Consider the following 16,852-nt stretch of genomic DNA (forward strand, 5'->3'; position numbering starts at 1 on the left):
ACGGTTGTGGCCGGAGGGGTAACGGGCGACTTCGCCACGCGTCTTGGCCGGTGGCCACCGGCCAAGACGCTAAATCGCTTCCATCGCACAAATCATGCCCGTGCAGATACAAGGGGTTCTCTCCACGGGCGACGGTGCTCGTGGAGAGAACCCCTCACCCGAATGAGTCCGGTTCTGGCAGCGGAGCTGCCCTCTCCCACAAGGGGCGAGGGCACATCAACCGGCACCGCCGCATATAGCCCTCCTTGTAAGAGGCGAGGGCACAGCAATTGGCACTTCACGCCCGCGGCGCGCAGCGGACGTAGACCATGTTGCCGTAGCGGGTGGCGGCGTCCTTGTCGACGAAGCGGGTCACCATGACGCGGCCGTCGAAGGAGACGATCTCGCGGTCCTGCTCGCCGCCGGACGGCCCCGGCGGGCCGATATAGTTCTTGCCGCTCGGAGAGCCCTTCAGACGCAGCTCCTGCGGGGTGGCCTGATCTGCGAGATGCATGATCACGCCGCCGGACTGGCCGGCGCCGATCACGTAAGGCTGCTTGCACTGGTCGCGCGCCATCTTTTCGGTACGGGCGCGGTCCGTCGGATTCTGGTAGGAGGCCAGGCCCCAGCGGCCGACGATCTCGTCGGAGCGGATGGTGGCGGGCATTTCCGGCGCCACCCCCGGCTCAGGCGCGGGCTCCGGGTTGGATGACAGCGACGGCAGGTTGAAGCTGCTGCACGCGCCCAACAGAAGCGTCAGCGCTAAGACGGACGCGAGCCTCGCAACCGCGCGCGCGTCACCTGATCCGATCATCCGTATTCCCCCGAAATATCCTTGGGCCGCACCTTGGGCCGCACCCGTCCTGCAGCCAAGCGTAAAACGTAAGGCAGAGCAATGACGTCGAAACGATGACGTGAGAACGCCAACCTGGGCTCTGATTTGATTTGCTTGCAGCATCCTATATTGGCCTCACCAAGGCCTTAACCACTTTGCTTGACAGGAAAGGCGCCAAGCCATATTTCCCGCCCCACAATTAGCACTCTGGCGCGATGATTGCTAACGCGCCGGATATCCTGCCCGCGATCCATCGACCGGCCGGCATTCAACCCCGGCCTCGATGAATGAGACCTGAAACCGAGCCTCCAAGAGGGAACGTCATGGCTAAATCCAAATTCCGCCCGCTGCATGACCGTGTCGTGGTCAAGCGCATCGAGGCCGAAGAGAAGTCCAAGGGCGGCATCATCATCCCCGACACCGCCAAGGAAAAGCCCTCTCAGGGCGAAGTCACCGCCGTCGGGCCGGGCGGCCGCGACGAGACCGGCAAGCTGATCCCGATCGACGTCAAGGTCGGTGACCGCGTGCTGTTCGGCAAATGGTCGGGCACCGAGGTCAAGCTCGACGGCGAGGAACTCCTGATCATGAAGGAGTCCGACATCATGGGCGTTCTGACCTGAGCCGAGCCGAATCCGCCGCGCACCGCTGGTCATGCCCGGGCCTGACCCGGGCATCCATCTCTCTTCGGAAGAGTCTGCGAAGTGATGGATTGCCGGGTCAAGCCCGGCAATGACGCGTAAGAAGCGGCGGCCGCACCATCCCATTTATCCAGGAGCAAGATATGGCTGCCAAAGACGTTAAATTTGCCGGAGAAGCCCGCGAGCGCATGCTGCGCGGCGTGGATGTCCTTGCCAATGCGGTGAAGGTCACGCTCGGCCCGAAGGGCCGCAACGTCGTCATCGAAAAGAGCTTCGGTGCCCCGCGCATCACCAAGGACGGCGTCACCGTCGCCAAGGAGATCGAGCTCGAGGACAAGTTCGAGAACATGGGCGCGCAGATGCTGCGCGAAGTCGCCTCCAAGACCAACGACACCGCGGGCGACGGCACCACCACCGCGACCGTGCTGGCGCAGGCGATCGTGCGCGAGGGCGGCAAGGCGGTTGCCGCCGGCATGAACCCGATGGACCTGAAGCGCGGCATCGACATCGCGGTGCAAGCCGTGGTCAAGGACCTCGAGAAGCGCGCCAAGCCGGTCGCCGCCTCCTCGGAGGTTGCCCAGGTCGGCACCATCTCGGCCAATGGCGACACCGCGATCGGCAAGATGATCGCCCAGGCCATGCAGAAGGTCGGCAATGAGGGCGTGATCACGGTCGAGGAGAACAAGTCGCTGCAGACCGAGGTCGACATCGTCGAAGGCATGAAGTTCGACCGCGGCTACCTCTCGCCCTATTTCATCACCAACGCCGAGAAGATGACGGCCGAGCTCGAGGACGCCTACATCCTCCTGCACGAGAAGAAGCTCTCCGGCCTGCAGGCAATGCTGCCGGTGCTGGAAGCCGTCGTGCAGTCCGGCCGGCCGCTCTTGATCATCGCCGAGGACGTCGAGGGCGAGGCGCTGGCGACGCTGGTGGTCAACCGCCTGCGCGGCGGGTTGAAGGTCGCCGCCGTCAAGGCGCCCGGCTTCGGCGACCGCCGCAAGGCGATGCTGGAGGACATCGCGGTCCTGACCGGCGGCCAGCTGATCTCCGAGGAGCTCGGCATCAAGCTCGAGAACGTCACGATCAAGATGCTCGGCCGCGCCCGCAAGGTCGTGATCGACAAGGAGAACACCACGATCGTCAGCGGCGCCGGCAAGAAGGCCGACATCGAAGCCCGCGTCGGCCAGATCAAGGCGCAGATCGAGGAGACCACCTCCGACTACGACCGCGAGAAGCTGCAGGAGCGGCTGGCCAAGCTTGCCGGCGGCGTCGCGGTGATCCGCGTCGGCGGCGCCACCGAGGTCGAGGTCAAGGAGAAGAAGGATCGTGTCGAGGACGCGCTGAACGCAACCCGCGCCGCGGTGCAGGAAGGCATCGTGCCCGGCGGCGGCGTGGCGCTGCTGCGCGCCAAGAAGGCGGTCGGTCGTCTCTCCAACGACAATTCCGACGTCCAGGCCGGCATCAACATCGTGCTGAAGGCCCTCGAAGCGCCGGTGCGCCAGATCTCGGAAAACGCCGGCGTCGAAGGCTCGATCGTGGTCGGCAAGATCCTCGAGAACAAGTCGGAGACCTTCGGCTTCGACGCCCAGACCGAGGAATATGTCGACATGGTCGAGGAAGGCATCATCGATCCCGCCAAGGTTGTGCGCACGGCGCTGCAGGACGCCTCCTCGGTCGCCGGCCTCCTGGTCACGACGGAAGCCATGGTCGCCGAACTGCCGAGGGAGCCGGCGCCGGCGATGCCGCCCGGAGGCGGCGGCATGGGCGGCATGGGCTTCTGAGCGCAAGCCCGTTCGCAGATATCAGATACGAAGGCCGCCTCCGGGCGGCCTTCTTTTTTGGGCAATAGAGCATGGTCCGGAAAAGTGGAAACCGGTTTTCCCTCGCGACAAACGCGAAGCGTTTGCGCGGAGATCATGCTCAAACAAAGAGATGGATCATGATCCGATTTCGTCTAATCGGATCATGATCTAGGATCGAGGTTTGGTAGTTACGACGTCGCTGATTCTATCGCCGAGGATTTTCCTATGCGCGTGCTCCTGCTCTGCCTGTTGGGCCTCATCACGGCCTCTTCTGATCTCGCTCTTGCCCAGATGAAGCTGCCGTCCAAGACGGCGCCGGGCACCACCGAAACGCGCTATTTCACCGCGATCGACGGCTTGATGGAGGGCAATGCCGACGCGGTGCTGAAGGAAACCCGCCAGGGCAAGAACGTTAGCGCGGCGGTGCTCGACGTCTGCTACCCCGCGGAAAAAGGTTCCGATCGCAAGGACCGTTTCGTCGTCAACCTCGCGGTCAACGGCCAGAACCTGAGCGGCTCGACGCAGAGCCTGAATGACAAATCGCCCGTCACGGTGAAGCTCGTGCGCAAGCCGACCGGCGACAGTTTCGAATTCCGCGGCCAGATCACGATCGGCCAGGCGGTGACGGAAGTGGCCTCCTCCGACAATACCGACCTTTCGGAACGGGAATTTCAGGAGAGCCAGACCACCGATGACGGCATCACGCCGGCACCGAAGGACTTTACCGAAGTTTCTCCCGAATCCGTCGGCGTGCGCGTCAAGCTCGACGCGGCGCTGGACTTCCTGAAGAGCCTTAAGGGCCAGGCCGTCGAGGTCGGTCTCTCGAGCCTCGCCATCACCTGCGACGCGCTGCGCGCCGGCGAGCAGACCATCAACCTGACGGTCGATCCGGAACAGGCCCCGGCCCTCGTCGCCAAGGCCAAGGCGACGCCGGGCGTGGTCGCGGCCGGCTGGACCACGGGCAGCGTCGAGATGGACCGCACAATCCGCTTCGCCGCCGCCGACTGGCTCAGCGGCGACAAGATCAACAGGGACAAGATTGCATCAGCGATATCGGGCGTGCTCAGCAAGACGCTGGCGGCAAAGCTGTCGGGAGCGTCATGGAACGCCAACACCGGCAAGCTGAAATTGACCTTCAAGCGTCCGAGCCAGGTCTATCCCGCGCTCGGCCTCACCGAGACCGTCGAGATCTCGGCGCTGGTGTCCTCGGACAAGCCCGGCGCGTCGGACAGGCTGATGCTGTGGGTCTCGAGCCCGGTGGTCACCACCGCCGACGAAGGCCCAGGCCCAAAGCTGAACCTCTCGGAAGACTCCGTCGGCGATGAGGAAGGCGGCGAGCCGCCCGACGACAACGGCTCGATCGAGGCGCTGGCGAAGGAATTCAAGGCCCAGCGCTGGGACGCCGACAAATCCGCGTGGAAGTAGGGCCACGCGGCGATATGTGACCGGCTCGCCGTGCGCGCAGCTCAGACTCGCGCGAGCGCGTCAAGCCTTGCGCGAACATCATCAATCGCGGGCTTCGCGACGGGCCCAACACCGGGCATCGCCATCACCTTGTCGCACATCTGGTAGATCGAAGGCGTCACCACGACGATCAGTTTGGCGAGTGCGCTTCGTCCTTCCGGGGGAAGCTTGCCAGCTCGCGCGCTGACATCGTTCAACTGCGCTGTCGCCTCGTTGATCTTGGGCAGAGCCGCTTGAGCGGTAGCCACGTCTGTGACGCCTGATAGCGCGGACTTCAAGGTGTTGACGGACGAATCGACTTGGCTGGCCAAGTTCACCCCGTCGACGGTCAAATTCGCGGGTGCCACGCCTACGGTCCCGGTTGCGGGGCGCGTTGCAGCGGGTTGCTCGGCGACAGTCTGTTCACCCGGGCGTTGGACTGCGTACCAGACGAGACCGCCGAGCACGACAAGGCCAGCCAGCCAATAGGGCCACTGCGACATCGCGTTGTTTGGCGTGTAGCGTGTAGACGCCCCGGCGACGCGGCTCGCGGCCGCCGAAGCTCCGCTGCGCACGCTCTCCCCCGCCCTGTCGATGAGACCGGCAGCGCTCAGTTGATCGGCGAGACCCGATGGAAGCGCCGCAGCGATCTGGTCCTTTTGCGAGGCGAGGAGCGATGTCAGCCCGCTTGCCTCCATACCGACGCTGCGTTGATGCTGCCCCAACGCCCCGAGGACGACAGGACCAAGCATGCCGGTCAGCAACTTGGCGGAGCCCTCGCCGATCCCTGCGAATTTGGCGATGGCCTCAGATACCGTTTCCAGCGCCCGGCCGCCAAACAGGCCGGCCAGCGTGGCCGATCCGCTCTCCGCGAGCGCCGCCTGGCCAGGACCTGCCATCGCATTCTTCAGGCTTTCAAGCGCTCCGGGCTGCTGCTGCGACAATGCGCTGGACAACTGACGGGCGCCACCGGGGGTGGAGGCCACCTCGGCCAAGCTCGAAAGCAGCGCGGGGACGCCACCTCCTATCGCCTTTTGCACGATGTCTCGATCAAGCCCCAGAGAGGACGCGATCCTGGCGATCAGGTCAGGAGTCAGACATTGCATGACAACAGAGACGAGGTTCACAGCCATGGCGATCTCTCCATCGTTGCGAAGTGGTTGAGACAGGATGACTGAACAATCATCACGTCGCATGCCCACGTCAGAGATTTCGATTCCGGCTGTCAGGCGCGGGCAAAATATCGGGGCGAACCTGCAGATTTCCGTGCCTGCCAGCGGACTTTCCCACTGCGCGAGCATGTCCGCCCCAAAATTCGCACCTGTCTAATCACAATACGGAGAGCCTTGCAGGTTGATAGCCGCTCGCTCAGCAGCCTGACATGGAATTTTGCCAGCTCCATTTGGGATGGCCGGCTGCCGGGGCCGCGATCGGGGCGGCATCGCGACGCAGTTCATTCGGTCGATCGTTAAGGTTCGATTCAATTTCCGGGAACATCATCGCTTAGCCGAACGTGGGTCACGCTATGCAAGTCCACGAGCCGAGTACCCTTGGAAGCACCTGGTCGGGGAATGTGGCTGACGGCGAGTTGCCGGAGCAGCCGGCGCGCCTGTCGGATTTCTTGCACCAGAATCGCGATGACGTTCTGGTGGTGCGAGGGCCTCACGGCGGCGATTGGGCGCGCACCATTGCGCTGCCCGCGATAGCACTGATGGCAGCCTTTGGGTTGGGATGGGCCGGCGGTCTGAACTGGCCTGAGTTCGCAAGCACGCTCGGGCTCGGCTCGGTCGCCCAGAAAGTCACGTCTTCGCCTCGAACCGCTGAAGCAAGACCAGGCGGCAGGATCGAAGGCACCAAAAAAACAACATCCACATCAGATCTGCAGACAGCGGCCGTCGTAGGAAGCATTCCCAAGCCCTTACCCGCGAGCACTCACCTGGCCGCGCGCGCCCCAAACCCGTTCGCCTCCCAGGCAAATGCTGCTCCCTCCGGCGCGGCGATGGCGAGGCCACCTTTGGCGCCGGCACCGGAAACGAGACCGACCACCATATCGGGCTGGACGGTTGTCGATGTCCGGGACGGAACCGCTGTTCTCGACGGCCCTGACGGCATTCGGATGGCCGCGCGCGGCGACACGATTCCCGGGCTCGGGCGTATCGAAACCATCGTGCGCTGGGGTAACCGCTGGATCGTCGGTACCGCCAACGGATTGATTGCGGCGCCTTAGTCCTAATTCGTGTTGAGCCGGAAGCGCAGCGTCTTCGAGCCGGTCAAGGTGACGAGGTCACCCTGACGGCGCCAGGTCGCGACGTCACCGAGCGCCGCAAGCAGATCGTCGTCGGCCTGCGTCCGGTCGGGCGGGCAGTTGCGGGTTTCCATCGCGCCGGGAACGAAGATGATGGTGTTGCCGGCCACCGAGAACTGGCCCTTGCCGCCCTTGCACCAGAGTTCCAGCACCACCTCGCCATTGTCGCCGATCTCGAGCGAAGGGATGCGCTTGGAGCCGGGCATGCGCGCGGCATCGAGCGATATTTCGAAGCCGAAGGGAAACTCCTCCTCGGCGCGCGCCGGACCTGCCGCAACCGCGGTCGCGAGCAGCGCCAGGGCGACGGCTGTTCTGGTGCAATTCCGTGGAACCATGAACTCTCTCTGAGATCAGCGATGCGCTCTTCTATTGGACGCATCTGACGATGGCCAAGCCGGCCATGCGGAGACGAGTTCGTAGCCCGGGTGGAGCGGAACGCGCAACCCGGGACATCTGTGCCAGTGTCTACGAGCGGACCCGGGTTACGCTGGCGCTTCACCCGGGCTACGAGCCGGAGCGACTACTTCAGGACCATCTCCGTGAACGGGTAGACATAGGCCTGCAGCGTCACGAACAGGCCGACGAGGCAGGCCAGCACGATCGAGTGCAGGAACACGTAGCGCAGGATCGAGCCTTCATGGCCGTACCAGTTGGTCGCGGTCGAGGCGACCACGATCGATTGTGCGTCGATCATCTTGCCCATGACGCCGCCGGAAGAGTTGGCGGCGGCCATCAGGATCGGCGACAGGCCCAATTGCTCGGAGGTGATCCTCTGCAGATTGCCGAACAGCACGTTGGAGGCGGTGTCCGATCCGGTCAGCGCGACGCCCAACCAGCCGAGCAGCGTGCCGAAGAAGGGATAGAGCACGCCGGTTGCGGCGAAGGCCAGGCCGAGCGTGGCGTCGACACCGGACAGCCGCGTCAGCGTGCCGATCGCGAGCATCGCCGAGATCGTGATCAGCGAGATCGCGCACAGGCGGATGGTGCGGCCGTATTCAGTGATCAGTCGCAGCGGCGAGAAGCCCATCAAGAGACCCGAGATGATCGCTGCGATCAGCATGCCCGTGCCGGTGAAGGACAGCCAGGTGAAGCCGAACACGGCGCCTTCCGGCGTCGGCTTGGCGGCAACCGGCGGCATCTTGTTGATGAGCTTGTCGAGCTCGGGCACCGGATAGTTCCAGACGAAATTGGCGTTGGCCCAGGCCTTGAACGCGCCGTTGCCCCAGACCAGCATCAGGATGCAGACGATGATCCACGGCAACAGCGCGCTCCACAATTCGCCTTGCGTGAGCGGCGTCTTGTCCAGCGTCTTCGGCGCCGCCATGGTGGCGGCCGATTCATCGTGGCCGCGCAACGCCGGCGACAGCCAGAGCTGCCGCGGCTGCCAGACGCGCAGGAACAGGATCAGGCAGCCCATCGAGATCAGCGAGGCGCCGATGTCGACGATCCAGGGATTGATGAAATTCGAGATCACGAATTGCGGGACCGCGAAGGAGACGCCGGTGACCAGGATCGCTGGCCAGACATCCTTCATGCCCCGCCAGCCGGCGAACGCGCACACCACCCAGAACGGCACGATCAGCGAGAACAATGGCAATTGCCGTCCGACCATCGCGCCAAGCACGTAAGGGTCAAGCCCGGTGACCGAGGCGAGACCCAGGATCGGCGTGCCCAGCGCGCCATAGGCGACCGGTGCGGTGTTGGCGATCAGCGACAGACCGGAAGCCGCGAGCGGCGAGAAGCCGAGGCCGATCAGGATCGCGCCCGTGATCGCAACCGGCGTGCCGAAACCGGAGGCGCCTTCGAAGAACGCGCCGAAGGCAAACGCGATCAGGAGCAGTTGCAAGCGCCGGTCCTCGGTGACGCCGCCGACCGCGCGCTTCAGGAGCTCGAATTTCCCGGTCGCCACCGTGATCTGGTAGAGGAAGATGACGTTCAGCACGATCCAGCCGATCGGGAAGAAGCCGGTCACCACCCCGAGCAACGTGGCGCGGACCGACATGTTCACGGGCATGGTGAAGATGAAGATCGTGATCAGGTTGGTCACGATCACGGCGATGATGGCGGCGACATGCGCCTTCACTCTGCCGCTGGCGATCAGGACCAGCAGCGTGACCACGGGAACGGCGGCTGCGATCGTCGACAGCGCGGCGTTGCCGAGCGGGTTGTAGATTTGGTTCCACATTTTTGTTGTTCCTCCCCAAGGTTCCCGGTGGCGGCTTCCCGCCGGCGGCTTGCGTCGGCGCGCCGCGGGCATGGACCCGGCGCACCGGGCGCAATCAAATATCTGTCGTGCGAAACATGCCTGCACGAGCCGGCACAGCCGAAACGCTCACAACCTCGCGAAATCAGAAAGTCCGCCGCCCCGCGTCGCCGTGGCATGCTAGGGTTAACTATCATGCTGCGACAAGTGGACGCTGACCGAGGAACCCACGACTTTAGTCTGAAGGTTCCCTGATTGTCCCGTTTTTTCAAGCCTTTGTAGGCGGTCCCCCGGAGACGCTAATCTGTGAACAACATTCGTTCGACGCTCGCGACGGTGTGGCGCATTGCGGCGCCTTATTTCAACTCCGAAGACAAATGGGCCGGCCGCGGCCTGCTTGCCGCGGTCATCGCGATCGAGCTGGCGCTGGTCGCCAACGATGTGCTGCTGAACCAGTGGCGCAATCGTTTCTACAACGCGCTGCAGGAGCGGGACTGGGACGGCTTCGTCCGCGAGCTCATCGTGTTCTGCGTGCTGGCCGCGGTCCTCACCGTGCTGTCGATCTATCAGCTCTATCTCAACCAGTGGCTTCAGATCCGCTGGCGCCGCTGGATGACGAGCAAATATCTCGGCGAATGGCTGCACGATGCCAACCACTACCGCATGCAGCTTCACGGCGATGCCGCCGACAACCCGGACCAGCGCATCAGCGACGACATCAAGATGTTCGTTAGTCAGACGCTGGGGCTCGGCATCGGGCTGTTGAGCTCGATCGTGACGCTGGCATCCTTCGTCGTAATTCTCTGGGGCTTGTCTGCGGCGGCGCCGTTGCATCTGTTCGGCAGCGACGTGTCGTTCCCAGGCTATCTGGTGTGGGGGGCGCTGGTCTACGCCATCTTCGGCACGGCCTTGACGCAGTGGATCGGCTCGCCGCTGGTGCGACTCGATTTCGATCAGCAGCGGCTGGAAGCCGATTTCCGTTTCAACCTGGTGCGGGTTCGCGAGAACTCCGAACAGATCGCGCTGCTCAAGGGCGATCGCGCCGAACGCGAGCAGCTATCGACACGCTTCAGCCACGTGGTCTCCAACTGGTACGGCATCATGAGCCGGACCAAGCGGCTGACAGCGTTCACGCAGAGCTACTCGCAGGCCGCGGTGGTGTTTCCCGTCATCCTGTCCGCGCCGGCCTATTTCGCCAGCAAGATCCAGCTCGGAACCGTGATGCAGATCATGGAAGCGTTCGGCAAGGTGCAGGATGCGCTGTCGTTCTTCATATCGGTCTATCGCACCATGGCGGAATGGCGCGCGGTGGTTGCCCGTCTCGATGGCTTCGAGCGATCGATTGCGGAGGCGGGAAGGCTCGCTACCGACCCCGACGCGGTCAAAGCGGCGCCTGCGGCGAGCGATGCAATCGCGCTGCAAGAGCTTCTCGTGAAACTGCCCAATGGCGCGCCGCTGGTCGCGGCGACCGGGCTCAAGTTTCGGCCCGGCGAACGCACGCTGGTGACCGGGCCGTCCGGCGCGGGCAAGTCGACGCTGTTCCGAGCGGTCGCCGGCATCTGGCCGTTCGGCAGCGGCTCGATCCTCATTCCCGAGCACGCCTCGCTGATGATGCTGCCGCAAAAGCCCTATTTCCCGATCGGCTCGCTGCACGCGGCGATCGTCTATCCCGCCGAAGCCGAAAAGTTCAGCGCCGACAGGATCAGGGAAGTGCTCGCCCAGATCGGCCTGCCGCAGCTTGCTTCACGGCTGGAAGAAGAGGGACACTGGAACAGGATGCTGTCGCTCGGCGAGCAGCAGCGCCTGGGGTTGGCGCGCGCGCTCTTGCATGCGCCCGACTACCTGTTCCTCGACGAGGCGACGGCCTCGCTCGACGAGCCTTCGGAAGCTGCCCTCTATCGTTTGCTGATGGAGGAATTGCCCGCCACCACGATCGTCTCGATCGGCCACCGCTCGACGCTGGAGGAATTCCATCAGCGCAAGATCGCGCTGGTCCGCGATGGCGACCGGTTCGGGTTGCGCGATACCGCCAAAGTCGCCGCGTCGTCTTAAAGCGGGATACGCACGTCGTGCGTAGCCCGGGTGGAGCGGAACGCGCAACCCTGGACACCTGCATCAGCGTCTACCGGCGGTCCCGGGTTACGCTGGCGCTCCACCCGGGCTACGGCGCTAATCCTTCGCCGTCATCAGGCTGGATAGAGGACTTCCACCTCCAAGCTGTCGTTCATACTCGGCACACAATGAAAAGGGCGGCGGATCGCTCCGCCGCCCCCTGATCCACGCGTGTGGAACTTACTTCAGGTTCGAGATCGCGGTCAGGTCAGCCGAGAGCTTGGCGATACCGGCTGCGCCGCACCAGTTCGAGCCGAAGCCACCGGGATTGATCGGCGTGAAGCTGCCGTCGAACTTGGCGGTGTGGTCGCTGGTGAAGGCGTTGCAATCACCCCTCGACATGTCGGTGTCGGAGTAGCGTAGATCCAGCGTGAACACCTTGTAGGTGAAGCCGATGCCGATGTTCCAGGTGTTGTAGCTGGGCTCCTGGATACCGTTCGCATACAGGGGATCGCCGGCAATCCCGTAGAACACGTCAGACTTTCCAAGCCACTGACGGCCGAACTCACCGGAAACATACATACCGATACCGGTCGAGCCAAAGGTGGTGCTCGGCGCGATCCACTTGGCGGTGATCGAGGCGTAGTTGCCCCAGGCGCCGAGGTTCAGGAAGTTCGGCGAGTAGTATTCGTTGAAGCCCACCGCCCACTGGTCGTTGATGGCAATGTTGAGCTTGGCGTAGCCTTCGTAGAAGCTCGCGTCCCTCTTGGCGAAGTTGCCATTGATCGGCAGGCCCAGCGCGCCCTGCGAATAGTCGAGGTCGTTGCCGCAATTTCCCTGCAGCAGGGTGTACTGCGAACCGAAGCACTGCCCGCCCGGATACAGGTAACCCCAGACACCGAAGTCGAAGGCGAAGATGCCGAAGGTCGGGCGGATACCGCCGTAGATATCGATCTCGGCCGCGGCGCGGTTCGCGAAGGAGATGCTCTCGCCGGCGGCGCCGATATAGAGCTGGAGGTCCTTGGTCACGTTGTAGCGCGGCTCGAAATAGGCGGCCACCGAGGGCTTGTGGTTGGACTGGGTGATGCCGCGGAACACGTAGTCGCTCATCAGCGCAGCGCCGAAGGCGAAATCCCAGGGCTCGAACGCGGGCGGCGGCGGCGCCTTGACGGCCTTCACCGCCATGTCGGCAGCCATTGCCGAGCTCGAGAACATTGCCAGCGCCGTTGCTAACAAAGCCAGTTTCTTCATAAGAATCCCCACACGTTCAAGAAAACAGTCCAGCTCCTCCGGCCCCCCGGGGCGAGCGATCTCCGACTGCGACCAAATTCCGCAGGCAATCTGGAACGCGATGCCCCTTGTGTTGAAGCAAAAAAGACGAGCATGTGCCGACTTTTTAGGCGTTCCGTCCTTTTTGAGAGAGGTTGTTGGCGGGTGTTGCAATCTCACAACAACTTTACCGACTTCCGTGCCTTGTGAAGTAAATCCGCACCTCTCCTACGTGGCGGAGTGAGTCTCTGCTGCAGCGGTCCGAGTCCAAGCGCCGCCGAATCATCGAGCCGTGTCGCCCCACAATCAGTGCTCCGGAAAGCGAAAGAGCCGCAGCGGTGAAGGCTGCGGCTCTCGCGTCAGGTGCTGCCTGGTTGCGTCAGGACGGACTAGAGGAGTCCTCCGAGCCTTCCGACCTCTCCGAAGGGCTGGGGGTAGCCCAGCTCGGACCGAGTTCGGGCTCCGGCGCGGGAGTGGGGGCAGCGACCGGTGCCGCCGGCTTGGGAGCTGCAGCCTTCTTTGCCGCGCTCTTCTTGGCGGCCTTCTTTGCCGACTTCTTCGCGGATTTCTTGGCAGCCTTCTTGGCAGATTTCTTCGCGGTTTTCTTGGCGACCTTCTTCGCGGACTTCTTCTTGGCCGCTACCGCCTTCTTAGCCTTCTTGGCCTTTTTCCCCTTCTTACCCTTCTTCGCTTTAGCCATCGTGATCCTCCTGTTGCCGCTGATTCAGTCTATCGAGCGCTTCGAATAGTCCGCTTGCCCGGATCGGGATCGTGCTTGTTCGAAGCACCTCCCGCCCCGTCCTTTGTCGCGCATGGCCTCCGCGCAAACGCGTGCGCCTGTCGTGGAGAAAACCGCTACCCACGTCGCCCCAACACGGCCCCCGGGTCCGGTTCATGCGCGATAGGCAATCGATCAATTCACCCCTGGCCGAGGACCTCCTGTCGCCCAATCGAGAAGCTCAATCGTGTGCACCACAGGAACTGACGTACCGCCGGCAATCTGAACCATGCAGCCAATATTGCCCGCAGCAATCATGTCCGGCTTGATTGTCGCGAGGTTGGCGAGCTTCCGATCGCGCAACCTCATCGCAATGTCGGGCTGGAGAATGTTGTAGGTCCCCGCCGAACCGCAACACAAATGGCTCTCCGGCACATCTTTCACCACGAATCCATTCTTGGAAAGCAATTCTTTCGGAAGGCCTGTGATTTTCTGCCCGTGCTGCAGCGAACAAGCAGAGTGATAGGCGACGGTGATCTCGTCTTCGAGGCGCGGCGGATCGAGCTCGATGCCGGCCAGATATTCGGTGATGTCCTTTGCCAGCGCGGAGACCTTTGCGGCGGGAGCAGCGAATTCGCGGTCCTCGCGCAGCATGAAACCATAGTCCTTGATCACGGTGCCGCAGCCTGACGTGGTCACCAGGACGGCGTCGAGGCCGCGCTGTTCCGCCTCATTCCGCCATGCCGTGACGTTGGCGCGGGCGCGGGCGAGCGCATCGCCGTCCTGCCCGAGGTGATGGGTCAACGCGCCGCAGCATTGCTCATCCTTGACCAGCACCACCTCGACCCCGTGGCGGGTCAGCACGTTGATGGCGGCCTTGTTGATACGCGGAGCCAGCACCTGCTGGGCGCAGCCCTGCAACAGCGCGACCCGTCCCCGCCGTGTCCCAACCGCCGGGAACACACTTCCCGCCGACGGACCCGCCGGCGGCAGGTGGGATGGCGCCAGCGCCAGCATCGCCTTGATTCGCCGGAGCAGGCCTGGAGTGGCGTCAGCCCTTGGCGTCGGCAACAGTGCCGCGAACGGCCGGGCCAAGCGGGCCAGCACCATGCTGGTGCGGAAGGCGCCGGGTCGCGGCAGCACGAAGCCGAGCACGGAACGCAGCAGCCGCTCGGTGAACGGCCTCTGATAGTCCCGCTCGATCCTGACCCGGGCCTGGTCGACGAGGTGCATGTAATGCACGCCGGACGGACAGGTGGTCATGCAGGCGAGGCAAGAGAGGCAGCGGTCGATATGCTTGACCACCTCCGCCGTCGGCGGCTTGTCCTTTTCCAGCATCTCCTTGATCAGGTAGATGCGGCCGCGCGGACTATCGAGCTCGTCGCCGAGCAGCACATAGGTCGGACAGGTCGCGGTGCAGAAGCCGCAATGGACACAGGCGCGCAGGATCTTGTCGGCCTCGGCAATATCGGGATCGGCGAGTTGGGCGAGCGAGAATTCGGTCTTCATGATGCAGTCCCCCGCGTCAGCCGGCCGCGGTTGAGGATGTTCCTGGGGTCAAAGCTCTGGCGGACACGCTCGCTGAGATCGGCGAGCCCGCGGGGCTGCGGATGGAACACGTCGACGGCACGCCGCACCTCCTCGGAGGCACGGATCAGGGTGGCGTGGCCGCCGGCAGCCTCGACGCGGCCCCTGACCTGCGCGGCCTGCGCGTCCACCTTGGGCGGCACCGCCGCCCAGATCAATCCGCCGCCCCAATCGTAGACGACATCGCCGCCGGTCTCCCGCGCCAGTGCCTGCCCGAGCGCGCCGCCCGAGGCCGGGGGACAGACGATCCGCCATACCGGCCAGGCGCCGAGCGCGCCAGCCGCCGCGAACGGCGCAACGTCGCGCAGCGCGCTCCAGATCGAGAGGGAGGCGGCGTCCTCGATGGTCTCGACCGCGCCGTAGGAGGCGAGCGTCTTGGCGAGGTGGGCCGCACGGTGCGCGGCCGATGCCGCAATCCCCTCGAGCCGCAACAGCGTGACGGCCTGCTCCGGCGCCCCCAGAGCAACGAGCGCAGCGTCGGTCGGACGGAACGCCGAATTGGGCAGATGCGCCGCCCCGGAGACATCGAAGGGCGAGCCGAGCGCCGCGGTCATGGCGCGGCCTGCGGTGACGTCGTCGAGACCGCGCAGGATGAGCGTGCGTTCGGCTTCCGGCTTCGGCATCACCTTCAGCGTCACCTCGGTCATCACCGCGAGCGTGCCCCAGGAACCGCTGAGCAATTTGCAGAGGTCGTAGCCGGTGACGTTCTTCACGACCTTGCCGCCGGTCTTGAAGCTGTCGCCAAAGCCGGAGACGGCATGGGCGCCGAGCAGGTGGTCGCGGACGCCGCCGGACTTGATCCGGCGCGGCCCGGCGAGCCCCGCCCCGATCATGCCGCCGATGGTGCCGCTCCCCTTCATGCCGAGCAGCACCGAGGTATCGACTGGCTCGAAGGCGAATTGCTGGTTCTTGGCATCGATCAGTGACTGCACGTCGGCAAATGGCGCGCCCGCCTGCACTGTGATGATCAGTTCGTTCGGCTCATAGGAGACGACCGCATTCAGCGCGGAGAGATCGACCACCGCATTGGTCGCCATCGGATGGCCGATTTCTCGCCGGGAACCATGGCCGATGATCTCGAGCGGCTGCTCGGCGGCGATCGCCGCCCGCACCACCTGCTCGACGTCTTCAGCATCTCGTACCTTCCTGATGTCCACGCCTATCGTCCTGCCTTTCCACCGCAGCCGCTACCGTTCCCGCCATCCCTTCTATAGGCATCAATGCCGGACACAAGGGTACCGTGGCGGAAGATGGCGCTTCCCCAGTCGCCCGCCCGCGATCCATTCGGTACGCGATCCTGGCGCCTCCATATGCAGATATACTTCGATCAATATCGAAGCGATTTCGATCATAATTCGTCCTGTATCGAATTATCATCGGCAGCCGCGGATGTAGGAAGCGGCTTCCACGCAACCCAATCAAAGGAGCAATGGTTATGGGTCAATATGCAATCGACAAGACCGTGAAAGAGGCCGTCGATGGCAGCGGCTTGCTGGTGGTCGCGCAATGGGAGGCGAAGGAAGGTCAGGCCGACCGGATCGCCGATATCCTGTCGCGCTTCCTGCCCGAGGCACAGAGCGAGCCTGGTGCAAAGCTGTTCCTGATCTCGCGCGCCAAGGACAACCCGGCGCAGTTCCTGTTCTACGAACTGTTCCGCGACGAAGCCGCCTTCAAGGCGCATCAGGACAGCGCGCATTTCAAGACCTACATCGCCGGCGAAGCGCTGCCGCTATTGGCAAAACGCGAACGCCTGCAATACACGCTGCTGTGACAGTCGATAGTCGCGTGTCGCGGTGCCAATTACTGCGCCCTCTCCCCTTGCGGGAGAGGGCTACTCCGGCGCGGGCAACGTACTCACTAGGGTGAGGGGTCTCTCTCCACGAACACCTGCGCACGTGGAGAGAACCCCTTGTATCTGCACGGGCATGATTTGTGCGATGGAAGCGATTTAGCGTCTTGGCCGGTGGCCACCGGCCAAGACGCGTGGCGAAGTCGCCCGTTACCCCTCCGGCCACAACCGT

General features: G+C 63.9%; 14 protein-coding genes. 7 read left to right on the forward strand and 7 right to left on the reverse strand.

Going from position 1 to position 16,852, the window contains the following annotated elements:
• Window positions 1-277 precede the first annotated feature (277 nt).
• On the reverse strand, window positions 278-793 hold the full coding sequence (locus tag ACZYOF_RS35655) for a hypothetical protein (RefSeq protein WP_130582606.1): 516 nt from the start codon (window positions 791-793) through the stop codon (window positions 278-280).
• A 344-nt stretch (window positions 794-1,137) separates the two neighbouring features.
• On the opposite strand from ACZYOF_RS35655, the gene ACZYOF_RS35660 reads away from it, so the two are divergent.
• The 3 genes from ACZYOF_RS35660 (at window position 1,138) to ACZYOF_RS35670 (ending at window position 4,679) form a co-directional block, all read left to right on the forward strand.
• Entirely contained in the window at window positions 1,138-1,434 is a 297-nt protein-coding gene (locus ACZYOF_RS35660; RefSeq protein ID WP_130582605.1) for a co-chaperone GroES, read from the forward strand.
• Window positions 1,435-1,595: 161 nt separating this feature from the next.
• On the forward strand, window positions 1,596-3,233 hold the full coding sequence (gene groL / locus ACZYOF_RS35665; RefSeq protein ID WP_282530289.1) for a chaperonin GroEL: 1,638 nt from the start codon (window positions 1,596-1,598) through the stop codon (window positions 3,231-3,233).
• A 246-nt stretch (window positions 3,234-3,479) separates the two neighbouring features.
• A complete protein-coding gene (locus ACZYOF_RS35670; protein WP_463718689.1) occupies window positions 3,480-4,679 on the forward strand; it encodes a hypothetical protein in 1,200 nt (399 codons plus the stop codon).
• 41 nt (window positions 4,680-4,720) lie between these two features.
• Here the strand turns inward: ACZYOF_RS35670 and ACZYOF_RS35675 are convergent, their stop codons facing one another.
• Window positions 4,721-5,998, reverse strand: coding sequence for a DUF937 domain-containing protein (locus ACZYOF_RS35675; RefSeq protein ID WP_463718690.1), 1,278 nt, complete (start codon window positions 5,996-5,998; stop codon window positions 4,721-4,723).
• Window positions 5,999-6,270: 272 nt separating this feature from the next.
• Between ACZYOF_RS35675 and ACZYOF_RS35680 the strand changes: the two genes are divergently transcribed.
• Window positions 6,271-6,924, forward strand: coding sequence for a hypothetical protein (locus tag ACZYOF_RS35680; protein ID WP_463718691.1), 654 nt, complete (start codon window positions 6,271-6,273; stop codon window positions 6,922-6,924).
• Window positions 6,925-6,926: 2 nt separating this feature from the next.
• Here ACZYOF_RS35680 and ACZYOF_RS35685 read toward each other — a convergent pair whose 3' ends face one another.
• Complete coding sequence (locus tag ACZYOF_RS35685; protein ID WP_463718692.1) at window positions 6,927-7,337, reverse strand: META domain-containing protein; 411 nt, start codon at window positions 7,335-7,337, stop codon at window positions 6,927-6,929.
• Between the two features lie 185 nt (window positions 7,338-7,522).
• Window positions 7,523-9,187 (reverse strand): L-lactate permease, encoded by a 1,665-nt coding sequence (locus ACZYOF_RS35690; RefSeq protein ID WP_463718693.1) that lies wholly within the window; start codon window positions 9,185-9,187, stop codon window positions 7,523-7,525.
• A 324-nt stretch (window positions 9,188-9,511) separates the two neighbouring features.
• Between ACZYOF_RS35690 and ACZYOF_RS35695 the strand changes: the two genes are divergently transcribed.
• Window positions 9,512-11,257, forward strand: coding sequence for an ABC transporter ATP-binding protein/permease (locus ACZYOF_RS35695; RefSeq protein WP_463718694.1), 1,746 nt, complete (start codon window positions 9,512-9,514; stop codon window positions 11,255-11,257).
• Between the two features lie 240 nt (window positions 11,258-11,497).
• Here ACZYOF_RS35695 and ACZYOF_RS35700 read toward each other — a convergent pair whose 3' ends face one another.
• Window positions 11,498-12,508, reverse strand: a complete 1,011-nt coding sequence (locus ACZYOF_RS35700) for a TorF family putative porin (RefSeq protein ID WP_130582628.1) — start codon at window positions 12,506-12,508, stop codon at window positions 11,498-11,500.
• A 356-nt stretch (window positions 12,509-12,864) separates the two neighbouring features.
• On the opposite strand from ACZYOF_RS35700, the gene ACZYOF_RS35705 reads away from it, so the two are divergent.
• Entirely contained in the window at window positions 12,865-13,275 is a 411-nt protein-coding gene (locus ACZYOF_RS35705; RefSeq protein ID WP_463718695.1) for a hypothetical protein, read from the forward strand.
• Between the two features lie 164 nt (window positions 13,276-13,439).
• On the opposite strand, the gene glcF is transcribed toward ACZYOF_RS35705, so the two are convergent.
• Entirely contained in the window at window positions 13,440-14,753 is a 1,314-nt protein-coding gene (gene glcF / locus ACZYOF_RS35710) for a glycolate oxidase subunit GlcF (RefSeq protein WP_282530297.1), read from the reverse strand.
• A complete protein-coding gene (locus ACZYOF_RS35715) occupies window positions 14,750-15,988 on the reverse strand; it encodes an FAD-binding protein (RefSeq protein WP_463718696.1) in 1,239 nt (412 codons plus the stop codon). Before ACZYOF_RS35715 ends, glcF begins: the two co-directional genes overlap by 4 nt.
• A gap of 278 nt (window positions 15,989-16,266) precedes the next feature.
• On the opposite strand from ACZYOF_RS35715, the gene ACZYOF_RS35720 reads away from it, so the two are divergent.
• A complete protein-coding gene (locus tag ACZYOF_RS35720) occupies window positions 16,267-16,602 on the forward strand; it encodes a putative quinol monooxygenase (protein ID WP_282530299.1) in 336 nt (111 codons plus the stop codon).
• Window positions 16,603-16,852 lie beyond the last annotated feature (250 nt).

This window comes from Bradyrhizobium sp. LeoA1Lang (genome assembly GCF_055413685.1).

Excerpts from the sequence above, each read along its gene's own strand:
- ACZYOF_RS35655 (WP_130582606.1), bottom strand. The coding sequence starts at position 793 with ATGATCGGATCAGGTGACGCGCGCGCGGTTGCGAGGCTCGCGTCCGTC.
- ACZYOF_RS35660 (WP_130582605.1), top strand. The coding sequence starts at position 1,138 with ATGGCTAAATCCAAATTCCGCCCGCTGCATGACCGTGTCGTGGTCAAG.
- groL (WP_282530289.1), top strand. The coding sequence starts at position 1,596 with ATGGCTGCCAAAGACGTTAAATTTGCCGGAGAAGCCCGCGAGCGCATG.
- ACZYOF_RS35670 (WP_463718689.1), top strand. The coding sequence starts at position 3,480 with ATGCGCGTGCTCCTGCTCTGCCTGTTGGGCCTCATCACGGCCTCTTCT.
- ACZYOF_RS35675 (WP_463718690.1), bottom strand. The coding sequence starts at position 5,998 with ATGCTCGCGCAGTGGGAAAGTCCGCTGGCAGGCACGGAAATCTGCAGG.
- ACZYOF_RS35685 (WP_463718692.1), bottom strand. The coding sequence starts at position 7,337 with ATGGTTCCACGGAATTGCACCAGAACAGCCGTCGCCCTGGCGCTGCTC.
- ACZYOF_RS35690 (WP_463718693.1), bottom strand. The coding sequence starts at position 9,187 with ATGTGGAACCAAATCTACAACCCGCTCGGCAACGCCGCGCTGTCGACG.
- ACZYOF_RS35700 (WP_130582628.1), bottom strand. The coding sequence starts at position 12,508 with ATGAAGAAACTGGCTTTGTTAGCAACGGCGCTGGCAATGTTCTCGAGC.
- glcF (WP_282530297.1), bottom strand. The coding sequence starts at position 14,753 with ATGAAGACCGAATTCTCGCTCGCCCAACTCGCCGATCCCGATATTGCC.
- ACZYOF_RS35720 (WP_282530299.1), top strand. The coding sequence starts at position 16,267 with ATGGGTCAATATGCAATCGACAAGACCGTGAAAGAGGCCGTCGATGGC.